The following is a 21,921-nucleotide window of genomic DNA, read 5'->3' as shown; positions in this document are numbered from 1 at the left end:
TCCTGCCGTCTCGCTTCGGAATCGATCGATTGCAGTCCACCACTCAGAGCACAAAGCGGCGTCTTGCACGTGCAGGAACCGGTCTTTCCCATCCACTCCTGGCGACCTGGGCCGGCCTGACGTCGGTGATCGTGCTGATGCCGATCATCGCGATCGCGTGGCTCGCCGTATCAGGCGGGGGCGGCAACTGGTCGCATCTCATGGAGAACGTCATTCCGCGGGCGACCGGGCGAACGCTGCTGCTGGTTTCGCTCACCGGTACCGTCACGGCAATCATCGGCATCCTGACCGCCTGGCTGGTGGCGAGCTGCGAGTTTCCGCTGCGCCGTTTCTTGTCCGCAGCGCTGGTGCTGCCGCTCGCCATTCCCGCCTATCTTGCGGCCTATGCCTTCGGCGAGCTCTTCACATTTACCGGACCGGTGCAGAGCCTGATCCGCGTCATCTTCGGCTTCAAGACGAGCCGCGACTACTGGTTTCCGGATATCCGCTCGCTCGGCGGCGCGGTGCTGGTGCTGAGCTCGGTGCTCTACCCCTACATCTATCTCGCCTGCCGCTCGATGTTCCTGATGCAGGGACGGGCGGCTGCAGATGTCGCGCGCACGCTCGGCGCCGGGCCGCTCAAAGTGTTCTTCCGCATCCAGATCCCGATGGCCCGTCCGGCGATCATGATCGGCCTGACGCTGGTTGCGATGGAGACCCTCAACGACATCGGCGCCGTCGAATTCCTCGGCGTGCAGACGCTGACCTTCTCGATTTTCGATACCTGGCTCAATCGCGGCAGTCTCGCGGGCGCCGCACAGATCGCCTGCATTATGCTGGTCTTCGTCATCGGCCTGATGATGATCGAGCGGGCCGCACGCCGCCGCCAGCGCTTTTCGAGCCAGAAGACAACCTCAGCCGTGCATGACGCCGTCCGGCTGTCCCTCACCGGGTGGAAGAAATGGGCGGCAACGTTCGCCTGCCTGCTGCCCGTGCTCTCCGGTTTTGCGGTTCCATTCTTCATCCTCGGGAACTTTGCGCTGAAGCGGATCGACCAGTTCGTGGAGCCTCGTCTTCTGAACGCGCTCTTCCACAGCATCCTGGTTTCGGGCGCGACGGCAATGGTCACGGTGCTGCTCGGCTTCGTGCTGGCCTATGCGGCCCGCACCGGGCATTCAAGGGTATCCGACACGGCCGGGCGGCTCGCCTCCTTCGGCTACGGTGTGCCCGGCACGGTGCTGGCGATCGGCGTGCTCTTTCCGCTCGCCGCCCTCGACAATGCGATCGACGCCGGCATGCGGGAGACCTTCGGCATTTCGACCGGCCTGATGATGACTGGTACGGGCTTTGCCATCATCTATGCCTGCAGCGTGCGCTTCCTCACCATGGCGGAAGGTTCGCTCGAAGCCGGCTTCCAGAAGCTCTCACCGCATCTCGACATGGCCGCACGCGCCCTCGGGCGCACGGGCGGACAGACCTTGCGCACCGTGCTCCTGCCAATGATGCGTCCCGCCGTTCTGACGGCGGCGTTGCTCGTCTTCATCGAAACGATGAAGGAGCTTTCGGCGACAATCATGCTGCGCCCCTTCAACTTCAACACGCTCGCCACCCTCGTCTACGAGGACGCGTCGCGGGCGAAGGTCGAGGATGCCTCGGTTGCCGCGATGATCATCGTCATCGCCGGCATGATCCCGGTCATCGCCGTTTCGCGGTCCCTCGAAGGGCGATCCTGATCGACTGGCGAGGCCTGCTCCGCTCTCTTCCGACGGCAGCAACGGCACAAAAAAAAGGTGGCTGGGAGGCCACCTCGATAGTCGAATGCTAAACCAACAAGTGCTCGAGAAGGGATGACATCATGTCAGCGGCGGCATCGCTGCCAAGCGCCGAACTACATCGACCGGCCTCAAGTTGACATGACCATGCGCCCCCAATTCTTAACAAGACCTTACCAGGCGACTCCGCAATTTTAGTGATTTTTCAGCAAGTCTGAAGGCTTGGTTAATTCCGGGAGCGCCAAGAAGTTAACGCGCCCTCAATTCTTAAGGGCCTCGAGCCCGGCAAAAAGGTCGAGCGCTTCGGGGTTGGCGAGCGCCTCCTTGTTCTTCACCGGACGGCCGTGGACGACATCACGAACGGCGAGTTCGACGATCTTGCCCGACTTGGTGCGGGGAATATCGGTGACCGCAATCACCTTCGCCGGCACGTGGCGCGGCGACGCGCCGATGCGGATGCGGTTCTTGATCGCCTTCGTCAGATCATCGGTGAGCGCGACGCCAGATGCAAGGCGGACGAACAGAACGACGCGCACATCGTCTTCCCAGTCCTGCCCGATGCAGAGGGCCTCGACGACCTCCTCCATCTGCTCGACCTGATTGTAGATCTCCGCGGTGCCGATGCGCACGCCGCCCGGGTTCAACGTCGCGTCGGACCGGCCGTGAATGACGATACCGCCATGTTCAGTCCATTCGGCAAAGTCGCCATGGCACCAGACGTTGTCGAAGCGCTCGAAATAGGCGGCGCGATACTTGGCGCCGTCCGGGTCGTTCCAGAACATCACCGGCATCGAGGGAAACGCCTTGGTGCAGACGAGCTCACCCTTTTCACCGCGCACGGACTGCCCCTCATCATTCCAGACGTCGATCGCCAATCCGAGGCCGGGCCCCTGGATCTCGCCGCGCCAGACCGGCTTCAGGGGATTGCCGAGCACGAAACAGGAGACGATATCCGTGCCGCCGGAGATCGAAGCGAGCTGGACGTCCGACTTGATGCCTTCATAGACGAAGGAGAAGCCTTCCGGCGACAAGGGCGAACCGGTGGAGGTAAGCAGCCTGAGGGTCGCGAGGTCATGGGTTTTCGCCGGCACGAAGCCACCCTTGCGAACCGCATCGATATACTTGGCCGACGTGCCGAAAACGGCAAACTTCTCGGCAGCAGCATAGTCGAAGAGCACGTTACCGTCGGGATAAAAGGGCGAGCCGTCAAAGAGGCAGAGCGTGGCGCCGACCGCGAGGCCCGAGACCAGCCAGTTCCACATCATCCAGCCGCAGGTGGTGAAGTAGAAGAGCTTTTCGCCACGGCGAAGACCGCAGTGAAAACGGTGTTCCTTCAGGTGCTGCAGCAGGGTGCCGCCGGCCGAATGAACGATACACTTGGGAACACCCGTCGTGCCCGATGAAAACAGCACATAGAGCGGATGGCTGAACGGCAGCCGTTCGAAGGTGAGCGCTTTCGCCTCGAAGGGCGCGATGAAATCTCCGAGGGTCGTGCCGCCGGTGATCGAGGCTGCAAGTGCTGCACTGTCGCCGGCATAGGGTATGATCAGTGCGGGCACGGCCAGGCTTGCCGAGACCGCGCGCACCTTCGCATCGACGTCCTGGCGCTTGCCGTTATACCAGTAGCCGTCGCAGGCGATAAACAGCTTCGGCGCGATCTGGCCGAACCGGTCGAGAACCCCCTGTTCGCCGAAATCGGGCGAGCACGACGACCAGATCGCTCCGATCGAGGCTGTCGCCAGCATCAGCGCGATGGTTTCCGGCATGTTCGGCATCATTGCCGCGACACGGTCGCCGGGACCGATATCCAGTGCCTTCAGCGCCTGCTGCAGGCGCGAGACCAGGGCGCGCAAGTCATCCCAGGACCAACGGTAGCTGACCTTGTCCTCGCCACGGAAGACGAGCGCGTCGCCACTACCGGTTTCGCGAAGCAGGTTTTCGGCGAAGTTCAGTTTTGCTTCGAGGAAGAAGCGCGCGTCGAGCATCCGGCCGCCGTTGGCGAGGGCCGTCACGCCGCGTTCGCCGATGACGCCGCAATGGTCCCAGACAGCAGTCCAGAAATCGCCGCGCTCGGCCACCGACCAGGCATGGAACGCGTCATAATCCGCAAAGGTCAGGCCGAAGCGTTCGCTGCACCAGGCGATGAATTCGGCCATGGGGCTGTGTTCACGGATTTCGGGACTCGGAACCCACAACGGCTGCTCTGCTTGCATGCTTTCCTCCACTCCTGCTCCACGCCCTCTATACCATGCTGCATCGCAAAATAAACAGCACCCGCGGTCGCATCGGCATCGCGCTGGCGACATTTACCTGTCTGTTTCCTGTCTGTCGCATTTGATTTCTGAGGACCGAAGGCCTATCCAACATGCGTGATCCAAGCGACGGCGACCAGGCAGACATGATACGGAATTTCCTGCATACGATGCGCGACGCACGCCTGTGGTCGCGGCTGCGGCGCCGTCATTTCCTTTGGCCCGCCGCGATCGGCGTCGGGCTTGCCGTGGGCTACAATGCCGCCCTGCCCCTGCTGATTTCGACCACCGATGTGCGCCCGACGATGGAGCACATGCTCGACGCCTGGTCCGGCGGGAAAGCTCGCATCGAAGGCAAGCCCGAGATCCGCTTCTGGCCACACCCGACCCTCACCCTGCGTTCGGCGACGATCGAGACCGCGGACGGCACTGCGCGCAAGCTCGCGCATATCGGCAGCATCACTGCCTCCTTCAGCCTGCTTTCCGCCATCGATGGCGACCCTGAGCTCGAGGACATCCGCCTGATCGAGCCGGTCGTGACGCTGGAAAGGCGGACGGATGGCACGCTCAACTGGCAACGCCCACACTGGCTGGATACAACTGGGAAGCCGGCCTCCGGCGACGATACCCCCTTCGGTGACGTCACGGTCGAAAACGGACGCCTGCAGGTCATCGATCTCATCACCAATCGAACGCATGAATTTTCCGGCATATCCGGCACGGTCAAGTGGCCGTCTTTCTCCGAACGCCTGAGCGCGCAGCTCTCGGGCAGCCTTGGCGGTCAGCTGGTGAGCTGGACGCTCGACTGCAACGAACCGCTGGCGCTGCTTGCCGGCCGCGATACGACACTCAGGACATCGCTGGCCTCTACTCCGCTGAACCTTTCATTCGAGGGCATCGGCAGCCTGTCACAGAAGCCGATCAATTCGGGCCGGCTCCAGCTTTCGACCGCATCCCTGCAAACGCTTGTCGCATGGTATCAGGGGAAGTCCGACCCTGCCCTGCCCGACAGCAGCCTCAACCTCAGTGCCAGTGTCACGACCAGCGACCGCTCGCTGAAATTCGACGAGCTGCAGGTGGCCCTGGGCGGCGCCAACGCGACCGGTGTTCTCGACATCTCGATGCCTGCGAACGACACGCCTCGGATAGAAGGCACGCTCGCCTTCGACCGCATTGCACTCAACGGCTTGCAACCGATCATTGACCAGTTGCCGTCGGAACCCGACGACATTGCAAAGCAGCTTCGCGACGTTTTCGTGCGGACCTGGCGTGCCGATGTCCGCCTGTCGGCGCAGGAAGCCCTGGTCGGTCCGTTGCGGCTGATGGACCTGGCCGCCGGCATCATCATCGACCATGGGCGCGCCTCCATCGACATCGCCGACAGCACCTATGCCAATGGCCGGCTCAGCGGCCGGATCGCCGTTTCGGAAGCGGGATTGGCGAAAGGCGGCAAGCTGGAGCTTGTGCTGAAGAATGCCGACCTCGCGGCGGCACTTGCGGATTTCGGATTTACCGGACCGATCCCAACCGGCCGAGGCAACGTCAATTTCGATCTGGTGACTGATCGTCCGTTCTGGACCGAGCAGGCCGCCGAGGCTTCGGGCCGCATCAGGCTCTCGCTTGCCAACGGCAGCCTTACCGGTTTTGACGCAAACGCCTTCGCGGACCTGGTGAGGGCGGGCGAGTTCTTCTCGCTGGCTCAGGCGAGCGATGGCAGCTTCTCTTTCCAGACGGCAGACATCGAAGCCAGCTTCGGCCAGGGGTCGGCGCGGCTGAACCAGGCGCTCTTCACCGGCCAGACCGGCAGCCTTTCGGTCAACGGCGTCATCCCCTATCGCAGCGGCAGCCTCGCGCTCGCCGGCACCTTCATCGATACGTTCAATGCCGGACAGAGGCTGCGCTTCTTCGTCGGCGGCTCTTGGCCAAACGCTGTGATCTCGCCGCTATCGGTGCTCGGCGAGCCCAACTGAAACGGCCGGCGTCAGGGACGCCGGCCGTTGGCTTGAAAATCATTAAGAACGCAAAGCAGCCTTACACCAGGTGCAGAGCCGCTTCGGTTCAGGATTGGGCAAATGCGGCCCGTTCGTCACGCTCACGCTGTGCCTCGCGCTGCTTGGTGACGAGCGAGGCGACGACCACCCCGATCGCGACGACACCGATGAGGATCGTGCAGATCGCGTTGATTTCCGGCGTCACGCCAAGCCGCACCTGGCTGTAGATCTTCATCGGCAGCGTGGTTGCACCCGGTCCGGTCGTGAAGCTCGAGATCACGAGATCATCCAGCGACAAGGTGAAGGCCAGCACCCAGCCGGAAAACACCGCCGGCGCAATGACCGGCAAGGTGATCGCAAAGAAGGTCGCAACCGGGGTCGCCCCGAGATCGAGTGCCGCCTCCTCGATCGACCGGTCGAAGCTCAGGAGCCGCGACTGCACGACCACAGCAACGAAGCACATGGTGAAGGTGATGTGTGCCAGCGTGATCGTCCAGAAGCCACGGTCGAGGCCGATGGCCACGAAAAGCAGCAGCAGCGACAGGCCGGTGATCACCTCGGGCATGACGAGTGGCGCATAGACCATGCCGGAGAACAGCATGCGGCCGCGAAAGCGCGTGTAGCGAACGAGCGCGAGTGCCGCGAGCGTTCCAAGCACGGTTGCACAGGTTGCCGAGATCAAGGCGACGCGGATCGTCACCCAGGCAGCATCGAGCAGCGCCTGATTGTGCCAGAGTTGCGTGTACCACTTGGTCGAAAAGCCAGCCCAGACCGTGACGAGCTTCGATTCGTTGAAAGAGAAGATAATCAGAAGCACGATCGGCAGGTACAGGAACCCGAAGCCGAGAACGATCGAGGCGATGTTGAAACGTGACCAGGTGCCCATGACCTACCTCCCCTCGCCATCGGCTTTCGCCTGCGCGTTCTGGAAATAGACGATCGGCAGCACCAGGATCAGCAACAGGATCGTCGCTACGGCCGACGATACCGGCCAGTCGCGGTTGGCGTTGAACTCGTTCCAAAGCGTCTTGCCGATCATCAGTGTCTCCGAACCGCCGAGCAGATCGGGGATGACGAACTCGCCGACCGCAGGAATGAAGACGAGCAGGCAGCCAGCGACCACGCCCGCCAGCGACAGCGGGAATGTCACCCGCCAGAAGGCGGTGAACGGCGTGCAGCCGAGATCGAGCGCCGCCTCGGTCAGCGAGTGGTCCATCTTCTCCAGTGAGGAGTAGATCGGCAGCACCATGAATGGCAGGTAGGAATAGACGATGCCGATATAGATCGCCCAATTGGTGTTGAGGATGATCAGTGGCTGGTCGATGACGTTGATGCTCATCAGGAACTGGTTGAGCAGACCCTCGGGCTTCAGGATCGCGATCCAGGCGTAGACGCGGATCAGGAAGCTTGTCCAGAACGGCAGGATCACCAGCATCAAGAGCGTCGGCCGAATGGTCTTCGGCGCCTTCGCCATGCCGTAGGCGACCGGATACGCGATCAGCAGCGTCAGCACGGTCGAAACCGCCGCGATGATGACGCTCGACACATAGGCGTTGAAGTAGAGGACATCCTCCGTCAGCCAGACATAGTTGTCGAACGAGAACTCCCGCGCCTTTTCAAGGATCCCTGACAGGCCGCCGAAGAGATCGAAGACCGGCGTATAGGGCGGCATCGCCACTGCCGTCTGCGACAGTGAGATACGGAAGACGATGAAGAAGGGGATCAGGAAGAAAAACAGCAGCCAGGCATAGGGGATGATGATGACGAGGCGGCTGAAGAGAGCGGAGGCGACGCGTGTCATGGTCTCAATCCTTCAGAACGACGCCGGCGTCTTCGCCGAAGGAAACCCACACTTCCTGATCGTAACCGAGCGGATCCTCGACGGCGCGCACCGCATTCAGCGACGACGCCTTGATCACGCGTCCGTCCTTCAGGCGCACGTGGAAAACGGTCATGTCGCCGAGATAGCCGATGTCCCAGATCTCACCCTGCACCGTGTTGACGGGCGCGTGGGCCGGCGGCTGCCGGCTGACGCGGATCTTTTCCGGACGGACGGCGACGGCGGATTTTCCGCCGGCAGCCGGCGTTTCGGGGGATGCCATGCGGATGGGAAAGCCATTGGTGCCTTCGAGGCGCACATAGCCACCCTCGGCTCCCGAGACGGCTCCTTCGAAGATGTTGACGTCGCCGATGAAGTCCGCGACGAAACGGGAATTCGGCGCCTCATAGATTTCGGCCGGGGTCGCAACCTGGATGACCTTGCCGTGGCTCATGACGGCGATGCGGTCCGCCATGGTCATCGCCTCTTCCTGGTCGTGGGTCACGACGACGAAGGTGAGACCGAGCTCCTGCTGCAGGTCCATCAGTTCGAACTGGGTCTCCTCGCGCAGCTTCTTGTCGAGCGCGCCGAGCGGTTCGTCGAGGAGCAGCACCTTCGGCCGCTTGGCGAGCGAGCGGGCGAGTGCCACGCGCTGGCGCTGGCCACCAGAAAGCTGGTGCGGCTTGCGTTGGGCAAACTTCTCGAGCTTCACCAGCTTCAGCATCTGCGCTACACGCGCTGCGATGTCCGCCTTCGGCATGCCGTCCTGCTTCAGTCCGAAGGCGATGTTGTTCTCCACCGTCATGTGCGGAAAGAGTGCGTAGGACTGGAACATCATGTTGACAGGCCGCCGGTAGGGCGGAATGCCGGCCAGGCTCTGGCCGTCGAGAATGATCTCGCCCGAAGTGGGCTGCTCGAAGCCGGCGAGCATGCGCAGAAGCGTCGATTTTCCACAGCCCGAGGCGCCGAGGAGCGCAAAGAACTCGCGTGTGTAGATGTCCAGCGAAAGGTCGTCGACGGCGGTAAAGTCGCCGAACCGCTTCGTCACGTTCTTGACGGAAATGAATGGCTTGGAAGCGGGATCCGCCCAAGGGGCAAAGGACCGCCGGATACTGCCGAGAGACTTCATCATCTATCCCCGAATGATACAGCCGATGGGCACTCTCGTTTTCCCCGGTGCCCCCTTAAGAAAATTGCCCGGATTTTGAGGTCCGGGCAATTCGTTTTCCGCTCTTACTGGCCGGTTACGACCTTTGTCCAGAGTCGGGTCAATACCCTCTGTTCTTTCGCCTCGAAGGGCGTCACCGTGAACAGTTTCTGCATCACCTCGTCCGACGGATAAATGGCGCTATCTTCCAGAACGGCCTTGTCGAGGAACTGCTGCGAGGCCTTGTTGCCGTTGGCATAGAAGACATAGTTCGATGCCTTGGCCACGACTTCGGGCTTCATCATGTAGTTGAGGAATGCGTGGGCTTCCTCGACGTGCGGTGCGTCAGCAGGGATAGCAAGCATGTCGAACCACATCTGCGCGCCCTGCGAGGGGATCGCGTAGTCGACGGTCACACCGGCCTTTGCTTCGGCCGCACGGTCGCGGGCCTGGAAGACGTCGCCGGAGAAGCCGATTGCGAGGCAGATGTCGCCGTTGGCGAGCGCGTTGATGTATTCGGAGGAATGGAACTTGCGCACATAGGGGCGGATGCTCGCCAGCAGTTCAGCCGCCTTTTCCAGATCGGCAGCCTCGTGGCTATCCGGGTTGAGGCCGAGATAGGCGAGCGCCGAAGGCATGACGTCGGTCGGGGAATCGAGGATGTGGATGCCGCAATCCTTGAACTTCGCCGCCAGTTCCGGCTTGAAGACGACGTCCCAGTTGGGCTTCTCGTCGGTGCCGAGGATCGCCTTCATCTTGTCGACATTGTAGCCGATGCCGGTGGTGCCCCACATGTAGTCGATGGCATAGTCGTTGCCCGGATCGTACTTGGCCGTACGATCCATGATCACATCCCACATATTGGAAAGGTTCGGCAGCTTCGACTTGTCGAGCTTCTGGAACACGCCGGCAGCGATCTGCCGCTGCAGGAAGGTCGCCGTCGGCACGACGACGTCGTAGCCCGAACCGCCCGCGAGCAGCTTCGTCTCCAGGATCTCGTTGGAATCGAAGACATCGTAGACGACCTTGATGCCCGTCTCCTTGGTGAAGTCTTCCAGAATACTGCTGTCGATGTAATCCGACCAGTTGTAGACGTTGACCACGCGCTCCTGCGCCGAGGCCAGCATGGTCGAACCGGCCAGGACGGCTGCCGCCAGGGTTGTGACGATGAGCTTGGACATACAACTCCCCTCTTGGTTTTCATTTCGGGTCCGGCACGCCGGAACTCCGTGCAATACGCTTCGCTCAGGCCGCGAGGTTAGGCATGTTTCTCGATAACCTCAAGCGCTTTCGTGCCAATAAAAGGCGCCGTCGCATCGGCCAACGCTTTTCACAAGTCAAGGAAAATCGGGCACTTATGGCGAAGCGCCGCACCCCCCATCAAACCGGGCGGCAGCGTCCACCCACAGTTAACCATGTCCATGCTCGACATGTACGGACCGACGTTTACAATTGATTAACCATAACCGCCGTGCGATTTTCGCTCCGGTTGTGCATCAAGGTACGGATATTGCGATGGGCGAGAAGATCATTGGCGAAAAGGCCATGGGCGGGCGGCGCCGCAGGATCGACCCCAAGGAATTGAAACGCCTTTCCGTGCTCGAACCGCGAAAGGCGCTGAGCGCAATCGCTTTCGATTGGGCGATGATTGCAGTGGCAATCGCCGTCAGCGAATATGCCGGCAATCCGCTTGTCTACCTGATCGCCGTGGTGCTGATAGCCGGACGCATGCACGCGCTCGGCTGCATGATCCACGAGGCGGCGCATTATCGCATCATCCGCAACCGAAAACTCAGCGACTGGATGAGCGATCTCTTGCTCGCCTGGCCGGTGCTTGCGACCGTCGACGGCTATCGCCAGAACCATCTCGCCCATCATCAACACGCCAATACCGACGAGGATCCGGACTGGACGGCAAAGCTCGGCATGCCGCAATTCACCTTCCCGCAGAAGCTTGTGCGCGGCGTCGCCCAGTTGCTTGGCTATCTCGTCGCGGTCAACTCGCTGCGCGACATGCTGCATATGGCCAAGCGCATGGGAAAGAACGACCGCTCGACGCTTCAATACAAGTTGCTGCGCATCGGCTTCTATGTGGCCGCGGCGGCGATCTTCACGCTGCTCGGTATCTGGCGGGAAGCGGCGCTCTACTGGGTGGTGCCGTTCCTTACGTTCTTCTGCCTGTTTCTCTATATACGCAGCGTCGCCGAACACTTCGGCAACATGGACTACAGCGACGAATTGACGAGCTCACGCACGGTCTATCCGTATGCCTGGGAGAAGCTGTTCTTTGCCCCCCACAACATCAACTACCACCTCGAGCACCATCTCTATCCCGGTGTGCCCTTCTACAATCTGCCGGAATTGCACGCGATCCTGATGCGCGACAGGGCCTATGCGGACAAGGCGCACATTACCCGGGGCTACACGACCGGACTGCCAGCGGAATGCTTCGCGCCGAACGCACCGTTACTGCCGAACCAGCATCCCGTCAGCTACTGAAAATCAAAGACACTGAGGCCGGTCGCCATCTCATCGAGCCCGAGCGGCCGCGTGACCGGCGGCTCGGCACGCGCGAGGCAGCCCTGCCGCTCGCAGAGCCGACAGGCAGCACCGATTGCGACCGCAGGCGGCAGCGCCGAACCGTAGACGACCTCGTCGGCGAAGGATGCTTCGCAACCGAGAAGCAGGGCCGTGCGCCGGACCCGCTCCTGGAATGCCGCCTGCGGGCCGTCCAACGTGCGTGCCACCGTCAGAAACGCAGCGCCATCGGGCATTTCGACGCGATCGACCAGAACCTGCCCGGGCACCGAGAACGCGGCATGGATATTGAGCTTCGGACAGCCGCCGCCGAATTTCGCCTGCGGGAAGCCTGATGCGCCTGCCCGCCGCAGGCGGTGGCCGGCATTGTCGATCTCCATCAGGAAGAACGGCACGCCCTGCGCTCCGGCGCGCTGCAGCATGGTCAGCCGGTTGGCGGCCTGCTCGAAGGAGACCTGAAAGCGGGCGCGCAACATATCGACATCATATTTCGCGCGCTGCGCCGCGGCGAGGAAGGCGGCATAGGGCATCATCAGCGCATGCGCGCCGTAGCGCGCAAGCTCGAAGCGAGCGATGCGGCGCGCCTCCGCGGTCGAGAAGCGCAAGAGCTCGAGTTCCGCGATGATCGCGTCGTGGCAGGCGATCGACACCGCCTCCATGGCGATCTCGCGCAGCTGGTCATAGGGCGACAGCCGTTCGGAGATGAAAAGGCGCATGGAATGGCGGTCAAAGCGGCGGCGCAGGTTGGGCATGGCATGCACCGGCAGGCTGCGGACCATCAGGCCATGCTCCTTCTTCAACCAATTCTTCAGAGCGCCCACGAGGTCATCGCCGGGCGACAGTGCCTCATGGAAGGCTTCTGCCGCCGCCTCGATTGCAGCAAAATGATTGGGCCGGGCTTCGAATGTCTCGCGCACCTCGTCCATCGGCAGCCGCGTGCCCGAAAGCGCCTCCATATGCCCCTGCCCCGCCAGGAGATCGGCGAGGTCCTTGAGGCGAGCCGCCTGCTCGCGATAGGCGCGATAGAGCTTGACGACACCGCCGGCGGCATTGGGGGCGGCTTCCGCCACCTCGATCAACTCCTGCTCTCCCGGCAGCTCCGCCGACAGCAGCGGATCGGCGAAGACCTCGCGCAACTGCGCGAGGCTACCACCGGTTTCCCCCTGCAACTCGTCGAGATCGACCTTGTAGACCGAGGCGAGCTTCAAAAGCAGCTGCACCGTCAAGGGCCGCTGATTGCGCTCGATCAGATTGAGGTAGGACGGCGAGATGCCAAGCGCATCGGCCATGGCCGTCTGCGTCAGCGACAGGCCGTTGCGGATACGCCTGACCCGCGGACCGGCAAAGATCTTGTTCTCGGCCATTTGTAATTACCTTTACAAGCCCTGCAGCACAGCATGATTTACATTTTTTACAAATTTACTTCGCTTGCCTGTCAAAGGCAAGACAAGATAACCCTTTTAACAGCGCCAGCTCATTGTTTCCAATAGCCGAATGCCGCAGCGCAATGTAAAAACTGTCACATGAACTCGAAACGAAAGCACCGAACGACGAAAGTCGGACGGATGCCAGGTTTTGATGGGAGGACGTAATGACTGATTTTTACAAGCTTGTTCCCAGCGCACCGCAAGGCCGCTTCGATGGCGTCGAACGCCCCTACACCGCAGAGACCGTGAAGCGGCTGCGCGGGTCGGTCGAGATCCGCCATTCGCTGGCCGAAATGGGCGCGAACCGCTTGTGGAAGCTCATTCACGAGGATGACTTCGTCAATGCTCTCGGCGCACTCTCGGGCAACCAGGCCATGCAGATGGTCCGCGCCGGCCTGAAGGCGATCTATCTCTCCGGCTGGCAGGTTGCGGCCGACGCCAATACCGCTTCGGCGATGTATCCGGACCAGTCGCTCTATCCGGCCAATGCCGCGCCCGAGCTTGCCAAGCGCATCAACCGCACGCTGCAGCGCGCCGACCAGATCGAGACCTCCGAAGGCAAGGGCCTTTCGGTCGACACCTGGTTCGCGCCGATCGTCGCCGATGCCGAAGCCGGCTTCGGCGGTCCGCTCAACGCCTTCGAGATCATGAAGGCCTTCATCGAGGCGGGTGCCGCCGGTGTCCACTACGAGGACCAGCTCGCTTCGGAAAAGAAGTGCGGCCACCTCGGCGGCAAAGTTCTGATCCCGACGGCGGCCCATATCCGCAACCTGAATGCGGCGCGGCTTGCTGCCGATGTCATGGGCACGCCGACGCTGGTTATCGCCCGCACCGACGCGGAAGCGGCCAAGCTCTTGACCTCCGATATCGACGAGCGCGACCGTCCCTTCGTTGATTACGATGCCGGCCGCACGGTCGAAGGCTTCTACCAGGTGAAGAATGGGCTTGAGCCCTGCATCGCCCGCGCGGTGGCTTATGCGCCGCATTGCGACCTGATCTGGTGCGAAACATCGAAGCCGGACCTGGAGCAAGCCCGCAAGTTTGCCGAGGGCGTGCACAAGGTGCATCCGGACAAGCTGCTCGCCTACAACTGCTCGCCGTCGTTCAATTGGAAGAAGAACCTCGACGACGCAACGATCGCCAAGTTCCAGCGGGAGCTGGGCGCGATGGGCTACAAGTTCCAGTTCATCACGCTTGCCGGCTTCCATCAGCTGAACTTCGGCATGTTCGAGCTGGCACGCGGCTACAAGGCGCGGCAGATGGCCGCCTATTCGGAGCTGCAGGAGGCGGAATTCGCAGCCGAGGTCAACGGCTACACTGCCACCAAGCACCAGCGCGAGGTCGGCACCGGCTACTTCGACGCCGTTTCGATGGCGATCACCGGCGGCCAATCCTCGACGACCGCCATGAAAGAATCGACCGAGCACGATCAGTTCCGCCCGGCCGCAGCGTGAAAGCCCGGCGGGAGCGCGGCAATCCCTGCCCGCTGCGCTCCTGCCGACCCCCAGAAATTGGAGCGGGACGCGGACGGAAACCGCAGACATTCCGCATCTCGTTCCAGCCTCGAACCTCAAGGAGAAGTCCAATGACAGTCCAGACACGCGTCAAGGAACGGGCCGAGGAGCAGTCTTCGGCAATGACCCCGGACCAACAGGCTGCGATCCGCATGGTCGCGAACGACCTGCACCGCCTCAACCAGTCCGTCATGAAAGCCGTTGACGCCGGCGTATCGGTCGAGCTCGTTCGCTCGGCCCGCCACCACGGCGGCGAAGGCAACTGGGGCGATCTTCTGATCCCCGTCATCGTTACTCAGGGCCGGCCGTGATGCTGATCGCGATGACGCTTGCGATGGCCCTGCTGTCGTCAATTTCATTTCAGCCGCTGGCCGCAATCAGAGCAGCGAAAGCAATTTAAGGTTGATTTCTACATCTATCAAAGCAACGATATGACGCTGCACGAGATCGGAATGGCCGGCGAGAATGCCGGCCATTCCGCGTTGCAACACTGAATCGTGATTCAACGCTTGCCTTTGAACTGCCATTTCAAGTTGATCGGTCGCCTTGCAGCGGGTTACATTAGCCTAGCCTATCTGAGCTAGGGGCAAGCATGTATCGATCGACGAAAGCTGCCGATACGGCCGAACTGACGGAGCTGATCTACGGCGCCGCCTTTGGCGACTGCAGCTGGCAGGACTTTCTCGACCGGCTGACGACGACCATGCCCGACGGGCGCTCGGCACTGCACTACCACGATCTGACATCGCCAGCCGCCTGCGTGCCCTATGTCTCCGGCTTTACCCCTGATGCGATCGACCAATTCAACAACCACTTCGCGGCGATCAACCCCTGGATTCCGAAGTCGGTGCTCGTGCCGGTGGGGCGGGGTCTCTCCGGTGAACACATCGTCTCGCGCGCGGACCTCATCAAATCGGAGTTCTACAATGATTGGCTGAAGAGCCAGACCGGCTGCGAGACCACTGTGGGCGTGACGATCGTGCGCAGCCCGACCCGCACATTGCTGGTATCGACCTGCACATCGTCGACGGACGAAGAGGTCAACCAGCGGGCAGCCGATCAATACACCCAGCTTGCTCCCCATCTGAAGCGCGCCTTCGACTTCCTGCGGCGGCGTGACCTGATGATGGCCGAACAGCATGAGGGCCGGACGCTGCTGGATACGATCGGCGTCGGCGTCATCTATGTCGGCGACAATCTCCGCATCCGTTCGATGAACGACAATGCCGAACAGATGGCGGCCAAGGGCTCTCCGTTTCGCGTCACGCTCAATGGGCGCCTGTTCATGGACGAGCCGGAAACCAATGCGACGCTGGAGCTGCTGGCCTCACCGGTCGGCGCCCCGGCGCAGCCGCAGGTTCGCATCGTCACGACCGCGGAGGATGGCGCTTTCCGGATCACCCTGGTCCGGCGAAGCGCCAACATCTTTACCGAACTTCTGGATGGGCCCACGGTCGCGGTGCTGATCGAGCCGGCGACGTCGCTCGTTTGCGACCAACGCCTCGACCATCTGAAGGACAGCTACGGCCTCACGCCGGCCGAAATCCGCATCGCCTCCGGCGTCGCCGCTGGCCTGACGCTGAAGGAAATGTCGCATGCCAACGGCGTCAGCTACGAGACGATCCGCACCCAGCTGAAAAGCATCTATGCCAAGACCCGGGTCAATTCCCAGGCAGCCCTCGTCAAACTCCTGATGCGTTGAGCAAACGCGCAGATCCAATGCTAAGCACGCGGCCTGGATGCCGGCCGGTTGCACACCTGTTCAGCCGCGACGCGGTCGTTTTCCGGCAAAGACGTCGGCATGGCTGCGCAACAGCTTCGTCATGCGGTCGACCACCGTGCGGATTTCCCTTCGGTGCCGGTCTTCGTTGTTCATCACGATCCATTGCCGGTGCCGTAGCGCCGAGATCTCCTCGCCGGCCCGTTCCAGCATCGGGTCGAGATCACCGACGAAACAGGGTAGCACGGCGCAACCGGCGCCGGCGCGGGCGAGATCCAAAAGCGAGCGCGGCCGCGTGATCGTCGCGACGATCCGCCCGTCCGCCTGCTGGTGCGGCCAGCGAAGATAGGACGAAATCGCTTCCTCTTCGCCCACCGCCACCCACCGGGAGCTGACAGCCGACGGCGCGTTCTTCTGGCGGTAGGCGGCATAGGCGACGTCGCCGACCGGGCTCGCCGCCAGATAGGTCTCCTCGGGCTCGAACGCGCGGATGCCGATGTCGGTCTCGCGATAGGCAAGGCTGGCGCGCGTCTCGCCGACGTTTATCGCGAGGCTGAAGCCGTCCCTCTCGCTGCAGAGCGCCGGGAAGTTCTCGGCAAGCAGCCAGGCGATCCAGGTGCCGACGGTGATGCGGACGGTCGCGCCTTCACCCTCGCGCCGCCAGCTCTCGACCCGCCGCGCCGCCGCTTCCATTTCCTGAAGCTGTTCAAACAGAAGCTCGCCGTCACCGGTCAACTGGTAGCCGGTCTGGCTGCGCAGGAACAGCGCACGACCCGTCCGCTCCTCGAGTTCCAGCATCCGCCGCCCGACAGTGGCCGCGCTCGAGCCGAGCGTCTGCGCCGCTCCGGTCAAGCCGCCCGTGCGCGCCACGCTCATGAAACAGCGGTAGATATCCCAATCCAGGTTTTTCATTAATGAAAAACATAGGCCGATATCCGGTGTATGTAAAACTACTTTTGATGCATAAAAGAGGTGATGCCCACCACATGAGGAGCATCACGATGGAAATGATGGCAATGGTCTATATCGCCGACATGGCCCTGAAAAACCGGCGTTGGGACGAAGACTTCGACCCGAAGCCGCCGGGATATCTTCGGCGCCTGTTCAACGCCTTGACCGCCAGGATCGCAGAGAGACGCCGCATGAGGCGCGTCGACGCTGAAAAAAAGAGCACCGCGGAGCCCTGCGGCCACGCGGTGCAATGTTAGCCCCTGCCCTTGTTATGTCGCACGGCGATTCCGGTTTGCCGTGCCTTCGCCGGTAGGCGGAACGTCCGCCGTCAGCGAATTCGATAGTCGGTCGCCTCAGGCGGCCCGGTAGTTGTACTCGTCTGCTTCCGGCTCCAGGCGGAACTGTTCGACAAGCATCATCAGCGTATCCGCCTGGTGCGCGAGCGACCGGCTCGTCGCCGTCGCTTCCTCGACCATGGATGCGTTCTGCTGTGTCATCTGGTCCATCTGGTTGACCGAGCCGTTGACCTCGTTCAGAGCCACGGCCTGATCGCGGCTTGCGGTCGCAATCATCTCGACATGCTGGCTGACGGTGACGATCTGCGCGCTGATCGATGCGAGCACTTCACCGGTTTCCTTGACCAGGTGCGAACCGGCATTGACCTCGTTCGTCGACTTGTTGATGAGGCCCTTGATCTCGCGCGCGGCCTCTGCCGAACGTTGTGCCAGTTCACGTACTTCCTGCGCGACAACGGCAAAGCCCTTGCCCGCTTCACCCGCACGCGCCGCCTCAATGCCGGCGTTCAGCGCCAAGAGGTTCGTCTGGAAGGCGATGTCATCGATCACCTCGATGATCTGCTCGATCTGGCGCGAGGCGTCCTCGATGCGTCCCATCGCCGCGATCGCGTTGGTGACGACGGTGGCCGAGCTGTCGGCGCTGCGCTTGGTCTGGATCACGGCATGGTTGGCTTCGCCGGCGCGTTCGGCCGACGAGCGAACGGTCACGGTGATCTGGTCGACAGCGGCGGCGGTTTCTTCGAGCGATGCGGCTTGCGCTTCCGTCCGCTTCGACAGCGAGTCCGCGGCATGGTGCATGCTGGAACCGCTTTCCTGGATCGCCTGCGCATTGGCACGGATCTGCGATAGCGTATCCTGCAGGCGGATCAGCGAGCCGTTGAAGTCTTCGCGCAACTGCTCGAGACGTCCGTGGAAGGGAACCTCGATCTGGCGCGAGAGGTCGCCCTGCGCCAGGCGACCGAGGCCGGCCGCAAGCTCGCTGACGGCCAGATCGATCTGGCGATCGAGTTCGCGCTTTTCCTGGTCGTTGCGGCTGCGCTCCATATCGGCGCGAGTCCGTTGCTCTTCGCTCTCGGCCTCGATGCGCACCTTGGAAAGCGCGTTCTCCTTAAACACGCCGAGCGCACGCGCCATGTCGCCGATTTCGTCGCGACGGGCATCGCCGTCGATTGCGGTGTCCAGGCGACCATCTGCGAGGCGACGCATGGCAGCGGTGATCTGGCCGATCGGCTTCTTCAGCGTCAGCGTCAGCGCAATACCGGCAAGCAGCGCGATGACGACGCCGGCGACGGTTGCAGCTACCGAGATCTGATTTGCTTCCTGGCGTTCCGTTCCTGCAGCCACCTTCTGCTGCTCGGCAAAGCCGGTGAGATCACCCCAGATCTGGTCGATCGACTGGCCGGCGGCGTCGAAGTCCGAGGTGCGCTTGACGGTGATTTCGACGAGTGCTGCGGCATCCTTCTTCATCGCCGTCAGGATCGGCATCAGCGTATCGGCAATCTTGTCGAAGGAAGCGCCGTCGCTGGCAACGCCACGCAGCGTCGCCATGTTCTGCTGAACGGCAAGCGACTTGTCGAGCAGCTTCTGGCGGTTCTCTTCGTTCGTCTGCCCCATGAAGGTCGCAGCAGAGATCTGGATGTCCGTGATCGACGCGGCGAGCCGGCGGGTTGCGGTCAGCACCGATTCCGTCGTGACGATCTGCTCGTCGAGCTCGGCGAAAATGCGCGTCGCATCACGCATCTTGCCGACGGATGCTGCCTCCAGGCGGAAGCTTGCGGTGCGGAAACGGTCGACGTACTTGGAGATACCGGCAAGCGTTTCCGGACCGGCCGGCGCCTTCAGCAGCGAGCCGATCTCGCTCGAGGCCGAGGTGATCGTTTCGGTGAGCGATTTCTCATCCTTCGGCAGCAGGCGGAAGATGTCGCGCTCGGTGCGGCCGATCATCGGGAAACGCTCCTTCACGGCCTTCAGCTTGTCGTCGACGGTGATCGCCTTGCTGACCTCGGTGCCGAATTCATTGAAGAAACGGCTGGCACGCAACAGCTTTTCGGCTTCGCGCAGCATGGTCTTGGCGGCGTTTTCGTTCTTCCGCACGGCGTATTGCAGCCGATTCGATTCCTCGTTGATCTTGGAGCGTTCGATCAGCAGTGCGTCGAGGTTCGCAGCCATCGCCGCGCGCAGCTCCTGTTCACCGACATGCAGCTTCCAGAGGCCGTCAATGCGCGCCTCGATGTCGTTTGTCGCGGCGATTGCGGCGGTCAATTCGTCCTGGCCGCTCTGGCCGGCGACCTGTGCGGCCGTCGCGGCAAGCACATCCTTCTGCGCCGAGATCTTCGACTGGACCGCTTGCCTGGTTTCCTCGGTCGTCGAATGCAGGAAGGCGTTCATGCCCGCATAGACATCCTTGAAGCCGCTCAATGTCTGCAGCACGCTGTTGGAAATCTCCATGCGGCCCTGAAGCAGGCCGGATGCATAGAGGCCGGTGATACCGACGGCACAGATGCTGACGACGAAAGGCAGGATGAAAAAGAGCACCTTCGTCTGGATCTTGAAACGGGCAAGAATTCTATCAATGAACATTGAAAACACCTTGGCTCGCAGCTCGCATTCGCCTCCCCCGACGGCTCGAGACGTCTGCGCGTTCCACGACAGGGCGTGAAGGCGCGAACGATCGAGAGCCACCCGATGCGCAAACAGGCTGATGTTTTTCGGAAAATCATACGGCGCACGCCGCAAGTCCGTCGGCAATCATTGCGGATCCGCGCCACCCCTCCAGGCAGCGCGAACCTGACGAAACTCACATCGTCGTACTATTCAATTTGAACGATTAAAAATTATATAAGCGCAATCGCCTGCGGCGGAAAATCCGAAGGGGCGCGGGGGCGCTTACGCTGCGCCCCATGGAACCGGCCGCCAGGGCCGGTCGCCGGTGATCAGAACCAAAGGGCCGGAATGGCTGCGAGCGCGGCTACGGCGAAGAAGGCGATCAGTGCGAGGCGCGTGACAGCGGCCTTCTGCTGACGGCTTTCGTCGGTGCGGGCAATCGCGATGGCGCGGGAACGGCGGCGTGGTTCGTTCATGGCATCCTGTCCTTGTCACATCGACCAGCAACCATCGGCCCGAATGAACCGGCTTGCCAGTCACACACATATTGCAGCCATGCCGTGGCGGAGGAAAGTCAAAAAATAGGAAACAGTGTTATTTCCGTTTATGTGACAATCCGATCTCACCAACCGCCGGCTGTGCCGACGAAAATAAAGGTTTGATCAGATCCGTTAACAATTGCTGAAGCGCGACCCACCAAAAGCAGGGAGATCAGGCGTCCAGCCCGGCAGCAAAGCCCGATGCCCAGGCCCATTGGAAATTGTAGCCGCCAAGCCACCCGGTCACATCGACGCATTCGCCGATGAAGTAGAGGCCCGGCACCGCCTTCGCCTGCATCGTCTTGGAATCGAGCCCATTGGTATCGACGCCGCCGAGCGTGACCTCGGCGGTGCGATAGCCCTCCGATCCTGCCGGCTTGATCGTCCAGGCCTGGATCGAGGCCGCAAGCTGATTGAGCGTCTTGTCCGAAAGGTCGGCCAGCTGACGGCCGGTGAGCTTCGCGCCATCGGCGAAGAACTGTGCGAGCCGGCGTGGCAGGATGTCACCGAGCGCCGTCTGCACCGCCTGCTTCCCATGGCTGCGGCGGATTTCCTTCAGGATCGCGGCAATGTCGATGTCCGGCATCAGCCTGAGCACGATCTCCTGTCCTTCGCGCCAATAGGAGGAGATCTGCAGGATCGCCGGGCCGCTCAGGCCACGATGGGTGATCAGCACGGCTTCGCGAAACGCCGTCTTGCCGAACCGGGCTTCTGCATCAGCCGCGACGCCCGCCAGTTCCCCGATCGTTTCGAGTTGCACCGGATCAAGCGTCAACGGCACAAGGCCCGGCCGTGTTTCGACGAGACCAAGCCCGAACTGCTCGGCGATCCGGTAGGCGAGCCCGGTCGCGCCCATCTTCGGGATCGACTTGCCGCCGCTGGCGATGACGAGCGACTGCGCATCGATCGGCCCCTCATCGGTCATGACGCGGAAGCCGGCACCGTGACGCTCGACGCTCTCGATCGAGGTTTCCAGCCGCAGTTCGGCATGAACCTCGCGCATTTCGGAAAGCAGCATCTTGATGATGTCCCTGGCCGAATGGTCACAGAAGAGCTGGCCGAGCGTCTTTTCGTGCCAGGCAATGCCGTGCTTTTCGATCAGTGCGAGAAAATCGCGCGGCGTGTAGCGTGCCAGCGCCGACTTGCAGAAATGCGGGTTGGCCGACAGGAAGTTCTTCGGCCCCGCATGGATATTGGTGAAGTTGCAACGGCCGCCGCCGGAGATGCGGATCTTCTCGCCCGGCGCCTTGGCATGATCGAGCACAGCCACGCGGCGTCCACGCTTGCCCGCCTCGATGGCGCACATCATGCCCGCGGCACCGGCGCCGATGATGACCACATCCTTCTTTTCAGCCACGAAACACCCCAGCTC

General features: G+C 62.1%; 17 protein-coding genes. 7 read left to right on the top strand and 10 right to left on the bottom strand.

All coding sequences use genetic code 11. The annotated features are described in order from the left end of the window. The first annotated feature begins 29 nt into the window (after positions 1–29). Positions 30–1,712, top strand: coding sequence for an ABC transporter permease (locus LAC81_RS01680; protein WP_223726460.1), 1,683 nt, complete (start codon positions 30–32; stop codon positions 1,710–1,712). A gap of 299 nt (positions 1,713–2,011) precedes the next feature. On the opposite strand, the gene LAC81_RS01675 is transcribed toward LAC81_RS01680, so the two are convergent. Next, positions 2,012–3,964, bottom strand: coding sequence for an acetoacetate--CoA ligase (locus LAC81_RS01675; protein WP_223726459.1), 1,953 nt, complete (start codon positions 3,962–3,964; stop codon positions 2,012–2,014). A gap of 185 nt (positions 3,965–4,149) precedes the next feature. Between LAC81_RS01675 and LAC81_RS01670 the strand changes: the two genes are divergently transcribed. Then, a complete protein-coding gene (locus tag LAC81_RS01670) occupies positions 4,150–5,973 on the top strand; it encodes an AsmA family protein (RefSeq protein ID WP_419195835.1) in 1,824 nt (607 codons plus the stop codon). Positions 5,974–6,061: 88 nt separating this feature from the next. On the opposite strand, the gene LAC81_RS01665 is transcribed toward LAC81_RS01670, so the two are convergent. The 4 genes from LAC81_RS01665 to LAC81_RS01650 all read right to left on the bottom strand — a co-directional run bounded on the left by LAC81_RS01665 (position 6,062) and on the right by LAC81_RS01650 (position 10,141). Next, positions 6,062–6,880, bottom strand: coding sequence for an ABC transporter permease subunit (locus LAC81_RS01665; RefSeq protein WP_223726457.1), 819 nt, complete (start codon positions 6,878–6,880; stop codon positions 6,062–6,064). A gap of 3 nt (positions 6,881–6,883) precedes the next feature. Further along, positions 6,884–7,795 (bottom strand): ABC transporter permease subunit, encoded by a 912-nt coding sequence (locus tag LAC81_RS01660; RefSeq protein ID WP_223726456.1) that lies wholly within the window; start codon positions 7,793–7,795, stop codon positions 6,884–6,886. A 4-nt stretch (positions 7,796–7,799) separates the two neighbouring features. Beyond that, a complete protein-coding gene (locus LAC81_RS01655; protein WP_223726455.1) occupies positions 7,800–8,942 on the bottom strand; it encodes an ABC transporter ATP-binding protein in 1,143 nt (380 codons plus the stop codon). A 104-nt stretch (positions 8,943–9,046) separates the two neighbouring features. After that, positions 9,047–10,141: a polyamine ABC transporter substrate-binding protein gene (locus LAC81_RS01650; RefSeq protein WP_223726454.1), complete on the bottom strand. Its 1,095-nt coding sequence runs from the start codon at positions 10,139–10,141 to the stop codon at positions 9,047–9,049. A 334-nt stretch (positions 10,142–10,475) separates the two neighbouring features. On the opposite strand from LAC81_RS01650, the gene LAC81_RS01645 reads away from it, so the two are divergent. Then, entirely contained in the window at positions 10,476–11,459 is a 984-nt protein-coding gene (locus LAC81_RS01645) for a fatty acid desaturase family protein (RefSeq protein ID WP_223726453.1), read from the top strand. Here the strand turns inward: LAC81_RS01645 and LAC81_RS01640 are convergent. Beyond that, positions 11,453–12,862, bottom strand: a complete 1,410-nt coding sequence (locus LAC81_RS01640; RefSeq protein WP_223726452.1) for a helix-turn-helix domain-containing protein — start codon at positions 12,860–12,862, stop codon at positions 11,453–11,455. The genes LAC81_RS01645 and LAC81_RS01640 overlap by 7 nt on opposite strands. Before the next feature lie 227 nt (positions 12,863–13,089). Here LAC81_RS01640 and aceA point away from each other — a divergent pair, with 227 nt between their 5' ends. From aceA to LAC81_RS01625, 3 genes are all read left to right on the top strand, one after another. Continuing rightward, on the top strand, positions 13,090–14,379 hold the full coding sequence (aceA, locus tag LAC81_RS01635; protein ID WP_223726451.1) for an isocitrate lyase: 1,290 nt from the start codon (positions 13,090–13,092) through the stop codon (positions 14,377–14,379). Positions 14,380–14,510: 131 nt separating this feature from the next. After that, entirely contained in the window at positions 14,511–14,750 is a 240-nt protein-coding gene (locus LAC81_RS01630) for a hypothetical protein (RefSeq protein WP_034800815.1), read from the top strand. Between the two features lie 281 nt (positions 14,751–15,031). Next, complete coding sequence (locus tag LAC81_RS01625; protein WP_223726450.1) at positions 15,032–16,141, top strand: LuxR C-terminal-related transcriptional regulator; 1,110 nt, start codon at positions 15,032–15,034, stop codon at positions 16,139–16,141. 60 nt (positions 16,142–16,201) lie between these two features. Here LAC81_RS01625 and LAC81_RS01620 read toward each other — a convergent pair whose 3' ends face one another. After that, positions 16,202–17,071, bottom strand: a complete 870-nt coding sequence (locus LAC81_RS01620; protein WP_223726449.1) for a LysR family transcriptional regulator — start codon at positions 17,069–17,071, stop codon at positions 16,202–16,204. Positions 17,072–17,175: 104 nt separating this feature from the next. Here LAC81_RS01620 and LAC81_RS01615 point away from each other — a divergent pair, with 104 nt between their 5' ends. Beyond that, positions 17,176–17,367 (top strand): hypothetical protein, encoded by a 192-nt coding sequence (locus LAC81_RS01615; RefSeq protein ID WP_223726448.1) that lies wholly within the window; start codon positions 17,176–17,178, stop codon positions 17,365–17,367. Positions 17,368–17,463: 96 nt separating this feature from the next. On the opposite strand, the gene LAC81_RS01610 is transcribed toward LAC81_RS01615, so the two are convergent. From LAC81_RS01610 to LAC81_RS01600, 3 genes are all read right to left on the bottom strand, one after another. Continuing rightward, positions 17,464–19,986, bottom strand: a complete 2,523-nt coding sequence (locus LAC81_RS01610) for a methyl-accepting chemotaxis protein (protein ID WP_223726447.1) — start codon at positions 19,984–19,986, stop codon at positions 17,464–17,466. A gap of 353 nt (positions 19,987–20,339) precedes the next feature. Continuing rightward, positions 20,340–20,486, bottom strand: coding sequence for a hypothetical protein (locus tag LAC81_RS01605; RefSeq protein WP_223726446.1), 147 nt, complete (start codon positions 20,484–20,486; stop codon positions 20,340–20,342). A 235-nt stretch (positions 20,487–20,721) separates the two neighbouring features. Then, on the bottom strand, positions 20,722–21,906 hold the full coding sequence (locus LAC81_RS01600) for an NAD(P)/FAD-dependent oxidoreductase (RefSeq protein WP_223726445.1): 1,185 nt from the start codon (positions 21,904–21,906) through the stop codon (positions 20,722–20,724). Between the last annotated feature and the right edge of the window lie 15 nt (positions 21,907–21,921).

The sequence above is a fragment of the Ensifer adhaerens genome, from assembly GCF_020035535.1.
Taxonomy (GTDB): domain Bacteria; phylum Pseudomonadota; class Alphaproteobacteria; order Rhizobiales; family Rhizobiaceae; genus Ensifer.
The sequence above is the reverse complement of the archived record's forward strand: the minus strand, read 5'-3'. Positions and strand labels throughout refer to the sequence as shown.